17 protein-coding genes are annotated in these 17,282 nt (G+C 58.2%); all 17 read right to left on the bottom strand.

Annotated features, from left to right (window positions below; translation table 11 throughout):
- Positions 1-5: 5 nt before the first annotated feature.
- The 17 genes from mreD to H598_RS0101630 all read right to left on the bottom strand — a co-directional run bounded on the left by mreD (position 6) and on the right by H598_RS0101630 (position 17,282).
- Entirely contained in the window at positions 6-488 is a 483-nt protein-coding gene (mreD, locus tag H598_RS0101710) for a rod shape-determining protein MreD (RefSeq protein ID WP_028111457.1), read from the bottom strand.
- A complete protein-coding gene (gene mreC, locus H598_RS23010) occupies positions 481-1,329 on the bottom strand; it encodes a rod shape-determining protein MreC (protein ID WP_051252254.1) in 849 nt (282 codons plus the stop codon). Before mreC ends, mreD begins: the two co-directional genes overlap by 8 nt.
- 18 nt (positions 1,330-1,347) lie before the next feature.
- Complete coding sequence (locus tag H598_RS0101700) at positions 1,348-2,388, bottom strand: rod shape-determining protein (RefSeq protein WP_028111456.1); 1,041 nt, start codon at positions 2,386-2,388, stop codon at positions 1,348-1,350.
- 215 nt (positions 2,389-2,603) lie between these two features.
- Positions 2,604-7,103 carry a DUF6701 domain-containing protein gene (locus tag H598_RS0101695; protein WP_028111455.1) on the bottom strand — a complete coding sequence of 1,500 codons (4,500 nt, stop codon included), beginning with the start codon at positions 7,101-7,103 and terminating at the stop codon, positions 2,604-2,606.
- A 64-nt stretch (positions 7,104-7,167) separates the two neighbouring features.
- Positions 7,168-7,605, bottom strand: a complete 438-nt coding sequence (locus tag H598_RS25355) for a hypothetical protein (protein ID WP_156896894.1) — start codon at positions 7,603-7,605, stop codon at positions 7,168-7,170.
- The gene (locus H598_RS0101685; protein WP_028111454.1) at positions 7,589-8,380 is read right to left on the bottom strand and encodes a PilW family protein; all 792 of its coding nucleotides are present in this window, start codon (positions 8,378-8,380) and stop codon (positions 7,589-7,591) included. Before H598_RS0101685 ends, H598_RS25355 begins: the two co-directional genes overlap by 17 nt.
- The gene (locus H598_RS0101680; RefSeq protein ID WP_028111453.1) at positions 8,380-8,868 is read right to left on the bottom strand and encodes a type II secretion system protein; all 489 of its coding nucleotides are present in this window, start codon (positions 8,866-8,868) and stop codon (positions 8,380-8,382) included. Before H598_RS0101680 ends, H598_RS0101685 begins: the two co-directional genes overlap by 1 nt.
- Complete coding sequence (locus H598_RS0101675) at positions 8,855-9,337, bottom strand: type II secretion system protein (RefSeq protein WP_028111452.1); 483 nt, start codon at positions 9,335-9,337, stop codon at positions 8,855-8,857. Before H598_RS0101675 ends, H598_RS0101680 begins: the two co-directional genes overlap by 14 nt.
- Positions 9,338-9,364: 27 nt before the next feature.
- Positions 9,365-9,841, bottom strand: a complete 477-nt coding sequence (locus H598_RS0101670; protein ID WP_028111451.1) for a prepilin-type N-terminal cleavage/methylation domain-containing protein — start codon at positions 9,839-9,841, stop codon at positions 9,365-9,367.
- A gap of 76 nt (positions 9,842-9,917) precedes the next feature.
- A complete protein-coding gene (locus H598_RS27075; protein WP_035414927.1) occupies positions 9,918-10,415 on the bottom strand; it encodes a type II secretion system protein in 498 nt (165 codons plus the stop codon).
- 105 nt (positions 10,416-10,520) lie between these two features.
- Positions 10,521-11,015, bottom strand: coding sequence for a type II secretion system protein (locus H598_RS27070; protein ID WP_028111450.1), 495 nt, complete (start codon positions 11,013-11,015; stop codon positions 10,521-10,523).
- Positions 11,016-11,042: 27 nt separating this feature from the next.
- A complete protein-coding gene (locus H598_RS0101655; RefSeq protein WP_028111449.1) occupies positions 11,043-11,642 on the bottom strand; it encodes a prepilin-type N-terminal cleavage/methylation domain-containing protein in 600 nt (199 codons plus the stop codon).
- A 98-nt stretch (positions 11,643-11,740) separates the two neighbouring features.
- Positions 11,741-12,205 carry a hypothetical protein gene (locus H598_RS0101650; RefSeq protein ID WP_028111448.1) on the bottom strand — a complete coding sequence of 155 codons (465 nt, stop codon included), beginning with the start codon at positions 12,203-12,205 and terminating at the stop codon, positions 11,741-11,743.
- On the bottom strand, positions 12,205-13,422 hold the full coding sequence (locus H598_RS0101645; protein ID WP_028111447.1) for a type II secretion system F family protein: 1,218 nt from the start codon (positions 13,420-13,422) through the stop codon (positions 12,205-12,207). Before H598_RS0101645 ends, H598_RS0101650 begins: the two co-directional genes overlap by 1 nt.
- Position 13,423: 1 nt before the next feature.
- Positions 13,424-15,178 carry a GspE/PulE family protein gene (locus H598_RS0101640; RefSeq protein ID WP_028111446.1) on the bottom strand — a complete coding sequence of 585 codons (1,755 nt, stop codon included), beginning with the start codon at positions 15,176-15,178 and terminating at the stop codon, positions 13,424-13,426.
- Entirely contained in the window at positions 15,175-16,368 is a 1,194-nt protein-coding gene (locus tag H598_RS0101635; RefSeq protein ID WP_028111445.1) for a tetratricopeptide repeat protein, read from the bottom strand. The genes H598_RS0101640 and H598_RS0101635 overlap by 4 nt, the downstream gene beginning before the upstream one ends.
- Positions 16,365-17,282, bottom strand: a complete 918-nt coding sequence (locus H598_RS0101630) for an ExeA family protein (protein ID WP_028111444.1) — start codon at positions 17,280-17,282, stop codon at positions 16,365-16,367. Before H598_RS0101630 ends, H598_RS0101635 begins: the two co-directional genes overlap by 4 nt.

The following is a 17,282-nucleotide window of genomic DNA, read 5'->3' as shown; positions in this document are numbered from 1 at the left end:
TCATGTTACTTCACCTTGTAGTGACGCCGAATCCGTCGCAGCAACCAGAATACCCAGGGCCACAACAACGGCGTGGTGACGACGGGACGAAGGTACTCCCACGACAGCGATACGCCGCTGTGCAGGTACTCCGCCCAGAATACCAGTAAATGGCTGGCCAGACTCAATCCCGCCAGTATGCTGACCTGCTGCACCCAGGAAAAGTGGCGCAGTTTCTGGTACTGCAGCGCCACCAGGTAGATCACCACCGACAGCGCCAGCGAACGCACTCCCAGGGTTGCCCCCAACAGCACGTCCAGCAGCAGTCCCACTACGAAAGCGGTAAAGATGCCCACCCGGTGGGGCAACGCCAGAGTCCAGTACGCCAGCACCAGCAGCACCCAGTCCGGACGCCAGGAGGCCACCACCTGAGGCAATGGCATGATTTGTAAAAACAGGGCCACCAGAATGGTGATCCAGATAAGGCTATAACGTTGCGGCTTATCCATCGGAGCTCTCCAAGGACGCCGGGCCCTGAACTTCGTGCTGCCACAACAGCAACAGATAACGAATGCGATCCAGGTGCGCCACCGGTTCGGCCGAGACCTGAGCCCAGGTCATGCCTTCATCCCGCACCACCTGAGTCACGGTGGCCACCGGGTAGCCTTCGGGAAAGCGCCGCCCCAGGCCGGAGGAGATCAACAGATCCCCCACCTTGATGTCGGTACTCATGGCCACATTGGTCAGCTGCAGCAGATCCAGCTTGCCGCTGCCATTGGCCACCGCCCGCACGTCGTTGCGCGCCACCCGCACCGGAATGGCGTGGGTAAAGTCGGCGATCAGCAGCACTCGGGCGGTGGTTTGCGACACCTCGGTCACCTGCCCCACCACACCGGAGTCGTCCAGCACTGGCTGGCCCACGTACACCCCTTCGTTGACCCCTTTGTCGATCAGCACCTGATTTTTAAAGGGATCCCGATCGACGTACATCACCTCCGCCACCATGCGACGGGCATCCTGACGGGTGGAGGATTGCAGCAGCGCACGCAGGCGGGCGTTCTCCTCCTGCAGGTTGGCCATCTTCAGCAACTGCTCACTCATCAACAGCTGCCGCTGCTGCAGGCGTTCATTTTCCCGCAGCAGGTTGGAGCGACTGGAGAGGTTGGTGGACAGCTGGTCCATCACCACCGCCGGTACGTTGGCAAAGTGCTGCAACGGGCTGACCAGGGTGGCCAGCGCCGAGCGCATCGGCAGCAGACGATCGTTGGCCAAAATCAGGGCGAGAGACAGCAATACCGCCATAAACAGGCGGTATTGCGGTGAGGCGCCACGAATAAAAAAGGGCTTCATTGGGCGGGGGCCTGCGGCTTACTCTTCGGCAAAGATATCGCCGCCGTGAACGTCGATCATCTCCAGCGCCTTGCCGCCGCCGAGGGCAACACAGGTCAGGGGTTCATCGGCGATCACAACCGGGATACCGGTCTCTTCCTGCAGCAGGTGATCCAGATCCCGCAGCATGGCGCCACCACCGGTCAGCACCATACCCCGCTCGGAGATGTCCGACGCCAGTTCCGGCGGCGATTGCTCCAGGGCGGTCATCACGGCGCTGACGATGCCGGACAGCGGCTCCTGCAGCGCTTCAAGAATTTCGTTGCTGTTAAGGGTAAAGCTGCGCGGCACACCCTCGGCCAGGTTACGGCCACGCACTTCGATCTCACGAACCTCTTCACCCGGGTAGGCGGAACCGATTTCGTGCTTAATGCGCTCGGCGGTGGCTTCACCAATCAGGCTGCCGTAGTTGCGGCGCACGTAGTTGATGATGGCCTCATCGAACTTGTCACCACCGACACGGGCGGAGGCGGAGTACACCACGCCGTTGAGGGAGATGATGGCCACCTCGGTGGTACCACCACCGATATCGACCACCATGGAGCCGGTGGCTTCCGATACCGGCAGGCCGGCACCAATGGCAGCGGCCATCGGCTCGTCGATCAGGTACACCTCACGGGCACCGGCACCCAGGGCCGACTCGCGAATGGCACGACGCTCAACCTGAGTGGAGCCGCAAGGCACGCAAATCAGTACCCGTGGGCTGGGACGGAAAATGCCGCTGTCATGCACCTGTTTAATAAAGTGCTGCAACATCTTCTCACACACCATAAAGTCGGCGATGACACCGTCCTTCATCGGGCGAATGGCCTTGATATTGCCAGGGGTACGCCCCAGCATCTGCTTAGCTGCACTACCAACTGCGGCCACGCTCTTGGCGTTAGGCCCTTCCTGACGAATCGCCACCACAGACGGTTCATTCAAGACTATCCCTTGATCTTTTACGTAAATCAAAGTGTTGGCGGTACCTAAGTCGATGGATAGGTCGTTGGAAAATACTCCACGAAGCTTTTTGAACATGTACCAGCCCTGTTTGCGAAACGGTAAGAAATGCGAAAATCAGCTAACTTTACCAACGCCCTGACCAATCCACAACCCGCTTGAGCACTAGGGTTATGGCTTATTTCACAGTGTCGAAAAATCGGCGCACTACTTTTTTATGACGGCTAGCGCTTTTAAGCACACTCAACGGCCCATTAAACGCAGCTTTTTTTGCCGTTAGCCGCCACGGTTGATTAGAAAATTTCCCGGCGGTAGATCACCTTGTCATGGCCGCGGAAACGCCCCAGCGTCACCGAGGCCTTCGGGTTACTCGGAGTGGTTGCCGACTCCCAGTACCACTGCAGCCACGTCGGCGCCTCCGAGTCCTGATTGGGGAACGAACACTGGCTCTGGGCCACAAAAGGCGCTTCCAGATGGTACTCCAGGGTTAACGGCGTCGGGGTTACCGCGCCGGTACCGGCCACCCGCAGAGAGGGAAACTCCCCCTGGTTGACGTAACCGTTGCCCGACGTCAGCGGCATCGGATTCAAACTGCCGCTGAGGCTAACCCGGCCGGAACTGCCCAGCGAGGCCGCCACATAGGGGCGACCGTCGGCATAGAAACCGCCATCGAGGATATTGGCACTGAAATTAGCGCCGTTGTAATACTCCACCGTCAGCGGCAGCGTCAGGGTCTGGTTCTCACTGCCATAGGCGCTGGCCAATACCGCCCGGCCATAGCGCAGCTGTGGCGCCAGCACGTAACTCTGGCGCACGCCGGCCACATCGGTGCCAAAGCTGGTGCCCTCACAACTGCCCCACTGGCCCAGACATACCTGGTCGGCATTGATGGTAAAGGCCGCTTTATCGATGCTCATCTGCAAGTTGGGGCCAGTGGCGACATGGTAATTCACCGGCGCCATGGCGGCTACCGGCCGCCTAAAGCGCAACCACTCTTTGCTCAGGGCAAACTCCCGCGAGCCGTCAAAATCACCGCTGTCGCGCTCCAACGCCGGCAAGCCGGTGTCCTGCAGGCCGAGACCGGCTACGCCGGTGGCATAACTCAAGCTGGCCAGAGGGTTGCCCAGGTTCCAGAACTCGCTGTCGAAATTATTGGTGACCTTGTTGCCGGTGCCTTTGGCCACCACCGTCAACACCGGCGCATGGCTAAAGGCGATGGGCTGGCCTAGGTAACTGAAGTCGCCACAATACCCCTGCAACTGAGTGTTGCCGGTCTGCACGCTCAGATAGGCTGGAGTAATGCGACCGATGTTGCGGCTGCTGTAGTTGTCTTCATCAATCTTACCGCCCAGATAGCTGACATCACCATCGAGGACATAGCGGAACACCCCCACTTCATCCAGCGTCTTGTCGGCACTGCCGCTGCCGCCGGCGGTGACTTCGGCCACCGCATTGGCATCGTCGGTGCTGTTGCTGGCATTGGCATTGGCGGGCGCCACCAACTCAGGCTTCAGCTTGATGCCGTCGTGGCGGAAATTCTTGGTCACGGGATTATTGGCGTAGGAACCATCATCATTGGCCACCCAGCAGTGGGCACTGACGTCCACATCCAGCGACTGGCCGGCCTTGCGGTAAGGTTTACAACGGGTGAAGTTACTGTCGCACTGCTCGTTGTCGGCGCCGATATGGAACCCGGCAGGCAACCAATCAAAACTGGCCTCACCGGTTAGGGTCACCTCACCGTCGCCCTCGCCCCGAGTCATGGACGCCAGCAGTTTCAGCTTGCCGGCTTCGGGGTAGCGCATGGACACCGAATCGGTGCCATCAATACTAAAGTCCATGGTCAACGATTGCTGCGCCGAAGCGGTGAATGTCAGGCCATCAAGGTACAGAGGCGCCTGCACCTCCGGCGACGACGGCTGCTCATAGGCAAAGCTCAGGTTGACGGTTTCGCTGCCAGAGGCACCGGCGATGCACTGTTGCGGGCTGTTGCTGTCGGTTTCCACCACCGCCACCTGCAGCCGGTGGCCGGTCTTACACGACGTCATCTCGGCCGTATCCGGTGTCAGCAGCAGTCCGCTCAGTTTGTAGTCCACCTGGCAGTCGGCGTCACCATTGTCACTGAGGCACTGATAGGGGTGATTGCTGACCCCCAAAGTCACCGTGGTTTCCAGCGGCTGCCACAGAGTCAACGTGTCGCCGTGGCGAACCGTCAGGGTGCTGCCGGTCTGGCCGGTACGGTTGTTTTTCCACTGCCCGGCGGCGGTGGAGGTGAAGGTGACCACCAGTTCGGCACTGGTATCGAAACTGGTGCAGTTGGCGTTGCTGCACAGATCCACCACCATCTGAGCACCGACACAGTTAATGGCGGTGTCTGGATGACGCAGGCGAACCGTGGTTGGTGGCGCCACCGACGGCGCCTCGATGGCCAGATAACTGAAGTACTCGCCGTAATGGCTGCGCTCGCCGTCGGAGAAATAATCCTCCTCAACGATGACGTTAAACTGAGTCGCGGTCAGGGTACAGGTCCTGGCCCAGCCTCCGTCCCCTCCATGGCGGGTACGCTTGTTGGAGAAAAACAGCGGCGGCCCGGGAAACGCAGAAGCAAAGCTAAAGTTATTGCTGTTCCAACACTGCTGGTTCAGATCCCGGGTTGAGCGGTAGTTGTTACCAGAGAAGCGGTAGCTTTGCAGGTGATTGCCGGACTCCACCTTTAGCATTTCCCCATTGATGTCCACCGTGCCGGATCCATCAATGGCCAACCAACCGATATTTTCGGTCTGCCAGAAATAGTTATCCACCTCGCTGCCTTCCAGTCCCAGGTGGAATCCGCTGGACGTCACGCTCTCAACCCGAGCGGTAAAAAACGGTGCCCAGTAATTGATGTTGTTGTGACTCTGCAGCTCAGCGAGTACCGCCACCGAACCCGACAGGCTTCGACCGAAAGTAATGCTCTCCGAACCCGCACTGCAAGCACTGCCAGAACTGCTGCTCTTGCCGGCGTACTTACAGCTGCTCTTTAGTCCTGCTTCCAGCTTGACCCGCTCGATGCCGGCACTGTCTTTCAGCGAATATCGGCCCGGCGACACGACCAGGTAGTCCACCTCGGTAATATCCAGTCGACTGGGCGAGCCATAGTAGGCATGAGGGCGCCAACGCTCGATGGTGGCTCCGGAAACCGACACGCTCCGAACTCGGACACTGGCAGGATACTGCTGATAAACCGTGGCTTTATCGGTTGGTGGCATCAAGAACACCAACGGCGCCTCCGAGCCGCTGTAGTTGTCAAAGCTGATGGTGGCCTGGCCGCTGCCGTTGAGCGTAACCCGACCAAAGCGGATATAGGGGTCATCATCTGGTGAGCCATCAACACACAGTCCGGAAAAGTCCCCATCGAGTGCACTGCCTCGATAGTACACTGCGGATTGATCTTTTAACTCGACGTCATCGGCGGACACCACTCCAAGAATGCGAGCCTGATCTTCAATCTTGGTCTTCTTGTCGGCGCTGTACAGCACACCGGTGTATTGGGCCTGATCTCGCAAAGTGGAATCTTTGGGGGTATACACCTGCCAACTGCTGGCACTGCCACCGTCGTTGATTCGAATGCCCCGTCTCAGGTTGAGGCCACTGTCCTTTAAGAACCAACGAACGGTACCCGCTCCTGAAATGGCAATTCGGGTCGATGATCCGGCGTCATCTTCATCGCCAAAATCGAGTGTTTTGATGGGGTAATCCCCGGGGGCAAACCGGTAGGTGGCATTGTCGTTGTCGTAAAACGTCATCGAATTGGCATAGTGCGGCTGAAATTCGATGGCCAGAGCGGCCTGCTCAGTCACCTTAAAGTCATGATAAACGGTGTAGTCCACCAAGCCAGCATTGGAGCGAATGATGGCCGAGTCTTCGATACGAGAATCCTTAACCCTGAGGGTCCCCGGGCTGGCAAAATCCAGTACGCCATTGTCCTTTAAGTTCAGGGTTTTAATAGTGAACGGGTTCGAGTCCATGGTGACCGAACCAGAATTCTTCACCTCCAATTTATTCATGTAACGGCCGGCAAAGTCGGCATCGATAGAGGATTGGTCCTCCACCTTAATGTCGTGGTAACCGTACATCTCCAAGGTGCCACCCCAAGGGTAGATGGCACTGCCCCCTTCAAGTTTGGCGTTGTAGGCGTGCAGTTCGTTGACGCCGGATACCGAGTAGATGCCGTAGTTGCTGTTCCAGTTATCCATCTCCAGGGTACGAACGAACAACCGCTGTCCATCCATGCGCACTTCGGCGCCGGCCTCCACCACCAATTTATTAAAATAGTAATCGTCGTACTTGGAGTGGAACTCCACCATGCACCCCGAAGGCACAACCAGCGTATTGAAACGATTGGTGTTATTCCTGCCTTGCCCCAGCTTTAAACGGCCACCGTTGCAACGCAGATCCGGCGAACTGCCGCCGGAAGTACTGGGAAAGTCGTTAGGATCGTTGGCAAAATCGTTGGGATCCGTCACCGACGGCAAGCTCAAACGCTCGGCAAGCTGGTTATTGATGGCACAAGCACCACCACCACAGTGATAATTGCTGGAAAAAGAGCGGCTGACGAATTCAAAGGTGTTATCGGGGTCTTGATAAACTCGGGACTGATCTTTCAGAGTAACCTTGGCACCAGACTTATGCCCCTGCAATGCACTGGGAAACACCTCCACGCACATCGGCAACGCCCACGTGATACCGGTAAAGGCCGCAGCGCTGACAAAAGCAATGATCCGGTATAACCAGGTTCGTCGTGTACTCAACATTACCCTGCTCAGTTTGACCCACTACAGTCATTACTATGACCTGTCTGTGAGTGGGTTGTCATTATTAATCAAATGCCTGTGATTCGAATCTACGATTCACTGTCAGCCCGGAGGGGCCACAACTGGCATTGGCGGTAATCATAAAACGGTTTCGGGCCACGCCATCCACCATAAAGGGGGTGTGGGCGCAGCTCACCTGAACCCGGCAGCCGGGAAAGCCCCCGTTATTTGGCAGCCCGGCGCCAGGGGTCAGTGTTGCGGCCGCATTGGCGCAGGCGGTGGCCGCGATTTCAGTGCCCCGATTCAAAACCCGGGCCAGGCCCCAGTCCAGACCGGATTGCCCTGCCGCCCAGGTGCGGCTGCCGTTCACTTCCAGCAGCATCTGGTCATCCTGATTTTCCAGCATCTGCATCAATGCCACCCCCAGCACCAACATCACCACGGTGACAAACAGGGCAATGATCAGGGTGCTGCCGCGCTGTCGGCTAGGGAACATTTTCAAGTTGCACCTCCTGAGCGAAGCGGGTGCTCTGTCCGGCCTGAGTCAACCACAGTTGCAGCTTGACCACGTTGTTTCGAGCCAGGCTCGGCGGCTGAATAATAAACGGGCACTGCTCGTTATTGCGGTCGTTCAGATTGCAGGCGGCCAGGTTATTGGTGTAGCCCTCTCCCATGGTGCTGACATCGCTGCCGCTGGTTCGCACCAAGGCGCCAGTGTTTTGCAGGCAATAGCTGATGGGGTTATCGGCAAGATAGAAGCGTTTGCCCACCGAAAAATCCCCCTGGGTCAGCGCCGTATCCAGATTCAGGGTGCAGATGTTGTCACCATTGCAGCTGGAGTTAGGAAACTTGGGCAGCGGGTTGGGCACAGCGTAACCGTCGAGGATCGCGATGCCAAACTGGTTACCGGCATCACCAGGAATGCAGGCCTGGCAGTCGGCAGCGGTGCAACAGTCCAGGGCAAAAATACTGATCTGTTGTGGATTATTGTGCACCGGCGCTTCCAGGAAGTGACCACTGTTTACGATGGGACGAAACGTCAAGCAATGGGCGGTGGTCGTGGTGGTCACCGCCATGCTGCCGGGCAAGGCATCACGCACTTCGAGGCTGAGACGCTGCATGCCATAGCGCTGCTGAGCTACGGCATCGCCCCACTGCTGGCTATCGACGTAGATGCGGGTAGAGAAATTGATAAAGCTGGTCACGCCGATGGCGATGATGACCAGAATCAACATGGTGACCAGCAACTCCATCAGGGTAAAGCCGCGCTGGCGCATCAGTAGTTCCCCCGTACCAGTTGATAGGGGTAGGGGCTGCCATCCGGGGCGGAAATGGTGATGGTCACTACCTTGGCGCCACCGGACCAGGCGGTGGCCCCCACGGCTGCGGTGTTGCAGCCGACATCGATGGCCACCCGGTACCGATCGTAACTGCTGCTGCCAAGCAGGTCATCGACGCTGCCACGGTAGCCATTGAAGTCTTCCAAGAACAGCCACTGAGTGGGATCGGTACCCGGCGTCACCTTGGTGCAGTTCAACCCGGCCACGACGCCGCCACCACTGGGGGTGGCGCTGTCGAACTGCCGAGCCATCAATTCGCCCATCACCACCTGGCCGGCCTGGGCCGCCCTAGCCTGGTAGATGCCCTGCGCCGCCCGCTCCGCCTGCGGAAACATCAGCGTCGACAACATCACCAGTGAGATCGCCAGCACCACCATGCCGACCACCATCTCGATTAAGGTAAAACCACGCTTACGGGCAATCATGGATGTACCCCTGGTTTTCGATGCACAGCGACAGAGTGTCTGATCCGGAAATCGTCAAACGGCACTGGCCGGCGGTGAGGGTGCAGTTATTGACTCGACCCAGATCATCAAAGCTCAGGGAAAAGACATTGGTACCGGCCATGGTCAGGGCAACGCCATCGTTAAGACAGACGCCATTGTTGATCACCGCACCGGAATCACAACGCTCCTGACGGGCGCGTTTTGAAGGGGAACCGCAGGTGGCGGTCAACCAGAAGCCATTGCCATTGACGTTCAACTGGCAGTTCTGACCGGCCAGATTCAGCTGCTGCAAATAATGCAGCTCTGACAGCAGTTGATCGCGAGCGGTGTAGGTGGCGAACTGATCCGCCCCTAAAAATCGGGACAGGGCGGCAACAGAAAGGATGGTCACCAGCACGATGATGGTAACCAGCTCGATCAGCGTAAAGCCTTTCTGTCGTTCACCCATAAATAACCAAGGTTATTTTCTAGTAAATCAGCACTTAGTCTTCTTGACTTCCACCACTGGTGGAGTCGTGGCCGTGGCCTCTTTGTAGGTCACGTAACACTCATTCACGCCCAGGGCTCCGGGGTCGAAGTCCTTCGGGTGGATTACCGCACCGACACCCGCAGGTTTCTTGGTGACATCGATGGTCCACTCGTTGGTGGTGTCGATCTCCAGTACCGCACTCAAATCAGCCACGGTGGCCTTGGGGTAGCCATAAACCAGGTTCACATCGGTGCCGTTGACACTGACGGTGGCGGTGGCTTTGCCTTCGTCGCCGGCGATGGCGGCCTTGGCGTACACCAGAGAATCGGCGCCTTTCACTGCCGCCTGCATGCCACTCAGGGTGGCAGCACGGGCATCGGTCTGCAGATCGATGAACTTCGGTGCCGCGGTCACGGCCAGGATGCCCAGCACGATGATCACTACCACCAATTCAATCAGGGTAAAACCGGATTGCTGTTTCATACTTTTATTCCTTTAAAAAGAACAAAAGGCTGAGTATCACACTTGCTACTCAGCCTCATCAATTTTGAAGCTTAAGTTAGCACTTGCCTTTCACAATTGAATAGGTCGGTGACGCGCCTACGGAACCCGCAGGTGTATAGCTCAGATGACAACTGTCACCGGTTTCACCGGTTTCATCTTTATCAAAGGTAACGCCTGTTGGATGGATAAACACCTTGGTCGGAGTGGTCGCATCATCGACATCAACCACCCAGCTGCTGTCCAGCTCGACAGCATTAGCGACGTCATCTTTCGATGCTTTCAAGTAACCAAACAGCGGAGTCACTGTAGTCGTACCATAAAGGGTAACGGTTTTAGTACCAGTTCCATCTTGTTTGTGCAGGTTGTTAATCGCTGACTTGGAATACACCAGCGCATTAGCCCCTTGCAACGCCCCTTTGGCGCCGTTTAGCGTACCCACACGAGCATCAGTCTGCAGATCAATAAATTTCGGCGCAGCGGTTACGGCCAGGATGCCCAGCACGATGATCACCACCACCAGCTCAATCAGGGTAAAACCGGATTGTTGTTTCATACTACAAATTCCCAAAATACTTTCCGTTGCAGCGCCACTTCTCTTTGTTCACCGCAACGGCACAAACTCGGGGCGACTCCGTTTCGCCCCACAATCTCAATCGACTTAACAGCCGTTGTCTTCAATGGTGTAGCTCGCAGCAACCGAGCCATCCGCCGGTACGTACTCCAGCTGACAGGCCTTGGGCTTGCCGGATGCAGTATCCACCGCAAAGTCGTGCGGGGTGATGTAAACGGTACCGGAGGTGGTGGTGTCATCGAGATCCCACTCATTGCTGTCCAGCTCAACTACTTCATTCAGATCAGTCTTCGAGGCGCCAATGCTGCCAAACACGGGCAGAATACTGATGTCATCCTGAACCGCTTTACAGCCACCATCGGTCTTGCCAGTGCAGTTATCACCTTCCACACCATTGACCGCGGCCTTGGCATACACCAAGGCGTTGGCGCCCTGAATGGCACCCTTGGCGCCTTTCAGGGTAGCGATGCGAGCATCGGTCTGCAGATCAATAAACTTCGGTGCTGCGGTCACGGCCAGGATGCCCAGCACGATGATCACCACCACCAGTTCAATCAGAGTAAAGCCACGTTGATTCGTCATGATCATTGTCCTCGTACTGAAAACCAATTAGTTGGTAAAGGTAACGACCTGGCCGGTGCCTGGGTCATAAGTGAAGCCTTTACCTGTAGTAGTTACAAAAGGACCGGCAGTACGGCCGTTTTCGGCCAGGTTCAGTGTTGCCACCTGATGGTAGATGCACAGATCAGCCGTAATGCTAGAGCCGTTAGGACGAGTCACGGTTGCGCCGCCGTTATTGATCACCTGAGCGGTGTAACGGAAGTTACGCAGATCCTTATTGGTGGCACCCTCGGTGCTTGGCGGTGGGCTTTGCAGCACGTCACCAAACGCGCCATTACAGCGAGTCGCATTCATGGCGTTGACAGCGATCACAGCAGAGGCATCGCCAGATGGGTAACCGAACTCGTTGACACCGATATCAGTGCCGCCCAACAGCACTTTACCGTCATCTGGACGACCTTCCACTTCCCACTGGGCGCGGGTAATGCCGATGGCAGAGGCGAAACCGCCGGCCACACCTTCAGACGCCGCGTCTTCCGCTTCGTCGGTAATGTTAATAAAACGGGGAAGTGCCACTGCTGCGAGCAACCCCAAAACCACAACTACGATCACCAATTCCACTAAGGAAAAGCCGCTTTGCTTCTTCATACTCGCTTCCTTCCGTTTCAAAACGTTCACTCTATTTTATGGATAAAATGTAAACAAGGCACCCACAAAAACAGCTGTTTATCTCGATGATGCGCAAATTATTTGGCGTTAGCCAATAAAATGACGCTTCCTGTTGCCGAATGATACCTTATAAGCGCGTGGGAGTTAAAACTTACCCAGCAATTTTTATCATCCTGGTCAATACTCACCGCCTCGCCGAGCGGCTCGGTGCCCATCATGGCCGACCACAGACGGCCACAATCGCCCTGAGGTTGCGGCCAGCCACGATGACTCATCGCCAGCCAAACCGGCTCGGTATCCCAGCCCGGCGGCTGCCACTGAATCTGTTCGGGTCGTCCGGACTTCATCCAGGTGACCCGCGCCAGGTTGATACTGGTCACCAACCGGCTTTGCATCAGATAGGCCATTTGGCGATCGACCTTGGGTTCACCCTGTCGCCAATTCACCAATAAAGCCAACATGATAGCCAGCACCACAATAAGCGTAGTCAATCGAATGAGATCGCGCCTCAGTCGAATGTCTGTGCCCTTTTGCAGGCTCATCAGCGCCCCTTGTAGGCACTGAACATGTCCCACATCGGCAGGTACACACCCAATGCCAGCACCATCACCATGGCCGCCACAATCACCAGCAAGATTGGCTCGATTCTGGCGGTCAGGGTTTTCAAGTCGTAGTCCACTTCGCGCTCGTAATACTCGGCAGCATCGTCGAGCAATTCATCAATTCGTCCGGTTTCTTCGCCTACGGCCAGCATCTGCAACACCAGCGGCGTAAACAACTGTGAATGGTTGGCGGTACGGGTAATGGACTCGCCCCCTTCGATGCCCCGGCGCATCTCGACGATACGGTCGTGCATAAAGCGGTTGTCCACCGCGTCGGCCACCAGAGACAGCGACTGGTTTACCGGTACCCCGCCTCGAAGCATCATCGCCAGGCTGCGGGCAAACCGAGCCAGGGTGGCCCGTTCCATGATGCTGCCAACAATGGGCATCCGCAGTTTAAAGCGATCAAATTTGAGCCTTCCTGAGTCGGTGGCCAACCACATGCGCCAACCGACGACCGTGGCGATCAACCCCAGCAGCAACAACGGCCAGTAGTTAACGAAAAAATCCGAGGTGGCGATCAGGATCCGGGTCGGCAACGGCAGTTCGGCGCCGAACTTGGAGAACATCTTGGCAAATTCGGGGATCACGAAGATGTTGAGCACCACCAGGGCGATGGCAATGGCGCCCAGCACCATAATGGGGTAGCGCAGGGCACTGTTGATACGCCGCTTGGTATCCTGCTCCATCTCCAGATGCTGTGACAGGCGCGAAAATGCCTGATCCAGCTGACCGGTATTCTCACCTACGTGCACCATGGCCACGTACAGTTCACTGAATACGTGTGGATGCTGGTTCAGCGCCGACGACAACGAGTAACCCGAGGTCAGTTGGCCGGCCACCTCTCTCAGCGCTTTCGACAACACCTTACAGTGGCTGCTGTCTGCCAGGCCGGTAATGGCCCGCAGTAACGGAATGCCCGAACGGGTCAGAGACAGCATCTGCCGGGTAAACATCTGCAGGTCGGTCATCTTGACCTTGGGGCGGAACATCGCCTGCCAGTCGATGCCATCGCCGCCACGCTTCTCTTCGATGCGCAGCGGGATGATGGCGCGGCGCATCAATTGATCCGCCACCGCGCTCTCATTGTTCGCTTCCAGTACCCCTTCGACCTGAGCTCCAGTGGCGTCACGACCTTGATAGCTGTACTGGGCCATATCAGTCCCTCATCTCCTGAGCCCGTTCGATCAGCGGCGCGGCAATTTCGCTGACGTCCTCGGCCAGTCGCATGGCATCGGCGATGCTGGTAATGCCGGAGGCAGCGTAAGACAGGGCACTGTCCACCAGCGGCCGGAACTGGCCACTGCTGCGAACCGCCTTGGCGAACGCTTCCGGGCTGCCCATGCGCAGGGCTTCCACCATCGGCTCATCCAGCTCCAGCATCTCGAACACGCCGATACGGCCGCGATAACCGGTGTGGTTACAGTACTGGCAGCCTCGTCCCTTGCGGTAGCCTTGCTGGCCGTGGTCGACATTGGGCTGAATGTGGCGCAGCCACGCCAGCTCCGAAGTGCTCGGCGCGTGCGTCTCGCCGCAACGGGGGCAGATTCGACGCACCAACCGCTGGGCGATGATCGCCCGCAGGGCACTGGCCACCAGGTACGGGGCCGCCCCCATGTCGATAAGACGCAGGGTCGAGGTGATGGCGTCGTTGGTGTGCAGGGTCGACAGCACCAAGTGACCGGTGATCGCCCCGCGAAGGCCAATCTCTGCGGTCTCCTGGTCGCGCATCTCCCCCACCATGATGATGTCGGGATCCTGACGCAGGGTGGTTCGCAGCACTTCCGAGAACCCCAGGCCGATCTTCTGATTCACCTGAACCTGGTTGACCCGCTGCAGTCGGTATTCCACCGGGTCTTCGACGGTAATGATCTTGGTGTTGGCTTTATTGAGCTCATTCAGCACCGCATACAGGGTGGTGGTCTTACCGGAACCTGTGGGGCCGGTCACCAGGATCATGCCATGGGGACGACTGATCTGATGGCGAATGCGGCTGATAATGTCCGCGGGCATCCCGGTCTGTTCCAGCTGCAGCAGACCCGCAGACTGGTCCAGCAGACGCATCACCACAGATTCACCGAACTGCACCGGCATGGTGGAGACCCGCACATCCAGCTGATGCTTGCCCACTTCAAAGTGGAAACGGCCATCCTGAGGAATCCGCTTCTCGGAGATGTCCATATTGGCCATCAACTTGATTCGCAGCACCAAGGCACTGGCGATGCCGTATTCGGTCAGCACGGTTTCCTGAAGCTGACCGTCGACCCGTTGACGAATCCGCAGCTCTTTATCGCCGGGCTCAATGTGGATGTCCGAGGCCCGAATTCGAATGGCATCTTCGAAGATCGAGTTCAGCAGCCGAACCACGGTGGCTTCATTGTCCGCGTCCTGAGCGGTAATGCTGGCAAGATCGAACTCCTGCTCCTGCTGGTACTCCTGCTGCAACTCACCGGCGATGGAGGCGATGCGATCGGTCTGACGAAACAGGTTGTCGATGCCTTCAAACAACTGGCCTTCGGTCACCAGCGCCAGTTCCACCCGGCGCGGAGCCAGCAAGCTGACGATGGAGTCGTAGGCACCGAGATCCGCCGGGTCACTCATGGCGACCGTCACCGAGTGATCGTCACCGTCGATGGCCAGGGCCCGAAAACGACGGGCGTGCATCTCCGGCAGCAGCTTCACCACCGCCGGGTCCAATCGACGCTCACTGATGTCCACAAAGGGCACATTCAGCTGCTTGGACAGAAACGACAACAGCTGCTCTTCGCTGATAAAGTCGAGATCGATCAGCGTCCGACCCAGTTTGCGGCCGCCGCTGCGCTGGGCGTCCAGGGCTTGGTTGAGCTGCGCCTCGGTAATGATCTGCTGGCCCACCAGCAGATCACCCAAACGCTGCTTTAACTGAGGCTTCATCCCGCTTCTCCAAGTTGCTTCAGCCGTTGGTCGATGTATTGCCGGGCCGACGTCGATAAGGTGTTGGTCCGCGCCGCCTGCTGATACGCCGGCAGCGCCTTTGAATACTGACCCATGCGATCGAGGCTGTAGGCCAGCCCCAACCACCAGCGACCTTGCTCCGGCTGCGCCTGAGTCAGAGCCTGATAATCACTGACCGCCATGGTCAACATGGACAGCCCCTGAGCCACCGCGGCCCGCCGCGCCAGCAGCTCTGAGGTCAGCGGCTTTTGCGCCAACTGCCCCAGCCACAATTTGGCCTGCTCATCCTGGCCCGCCTGCTGGCTAAGCTCTGCCGCCAACAGCGGATACTCACTGTGCAGAGGGTAGGCCTGGCTGGCTTTGGCCAGCGTCACCAGGGCCGTGCCCAGGTCGGTGGCGGCCTGGCGCTCCGCCAGCAATACCCTGGCCTCATGCAACTGAGGATCCAGGGCCAGAGCCTGTTTCAATAAGTCGGTGCCGCCCTGGCGCTGCTGCGCCTGAGCCAGAAATTGTTGCGCCTGCTGCTCTGAGGTCAACGCCGCCGGGGTCACCACCATCACCGGCTTTGGCTTAGGGGCAACCACCTCTGCCACGGCGACGACCTTGGGTTCCGCCTTGGGCGTAACCGCCGCAGGTGCCGACATCGGTGCCTGTTCGATGCTGGCAGCCTGGCGCTGCTCTGGCTCGATGGCCGCTTCGATCCGAACCGTCGGCCGGGCTGAGGCAGTCGTGGCAGGCGCGTTGGCCTTCGAGGTGTTCGCGGCGGCGTCGTTGTTGGCCGCAGCCACGGTCTCAATCGCTGGCACCGAGGTCGCTGGCGCCGAGGTTGCTGGCACTGAGGTTACTGGCACCTGGGCTGGCTGCGGCTCGGAAATCACACTCACTGCCGGCGTCACTGCCGGGGCCATAGGCAGAGGCTCGACCACCTCTTGAGCGGTGGCACTGGCCGGCGCCTGCGTCAGCAGGGTCTCCGCCCGACCGCTGAGGTTGGGCCACAGGCTGTACCAGCTCAGACCAACCGCCACCACACTGAGCAGCAGCACCAGCCACCACCAGTTGCGCGGCTGCCGCGCCGAGGGTGACGACGGCATCGACACCAGATTGGGGTGGACAATGCGCTGGCGCTGATCCTGGTCGAGATCCTTAAGCATCTTGTTGATTACACTCACAGGCTCCCCTCCAGGTAGAAACTCAAACCCAAACCGGCCGCCGCCAGAGTCAGCATCATCAGCGACATCACCATCAACAGGTTCTCCCGCCACCAGGGCAACAGACGATAGGCAGACTCGGTGTCCGCCACCGCCGCCTGCACCATGGCGTTATCAATTCTGCCCTGCACACCGGCGCCGTAGGCCAGCATCAGGGTTTTGTGGCACAGCACATTCAATAGCCGGGGAATGCCATTGCTGGCCCGGTGCAACCAGGCCATCTGCTGCCAGCTGAACAGGGACTCCCCCTTATAGCCGGCAATGGCCAGTCGGTGCTCGACGTAGGCGCAGGTCTCCTGCAGCGTCAGCCCTCGAAGCTGGTAGCTGAAGGTGATGCGCTGACGCAACTGCCGAAACTGGGTGTCCGCCAGGCGGCGATCCAGCTCCGGCTGACCAAATAACACCACCTGCAGCAACTTGGCGTACTCGGTCTCCAGGTTGGTAAACAGGCGCAGCGCTTCCAGGCTTTCATCCGGCAAGGCCTGAGCCTCATCCAGCAGCAGCACCACCCGCTTGCCTTCCCCGGCCAGTTGCAACAACCGATGGCTAATGGCTTCGGTCAGGCGATGCTGATCCTGTTGCTGAGGAATTCCCAACTCAGTGGCCACCGCCTGGCGCAGCTCATCGGCACTCAGGCAGGGATTGGGCAGATAGGCGATCTGATATTGATTGCCCAGCTCATTGAGCATCTTGCGGCACAACAGAGTTTTGCCAGTGCCAACCTCGCCGGTTACTTTGATGAAGCCTTCACCGGCCGCCAGTGCCGTATGCAGCACTTGCAACGCTTCCACATGGGGCGCAATCTGCATGAAGAACTGGGTGTTTGGCGTCAGGGAGAAAGGTAACTCCCTGAGGCCAAAGTGATACAGGTACAT

Origin of the sequence: Ferrimonas kyonanensis DSM 18153 (assembly GCF_000425405.1) — a bacterium.
GTDB classification, from domain to species: domain Bacteria; phylum Pseudomonadota; class Gammaproteobacteria; order Enterobacterales; family Shewanellaceae; genus Ferrimonas; species Ferrimonas kyonanensis.
This window is presented reverse-complemented; position numbering and strand designations above follow the sequence as displayed.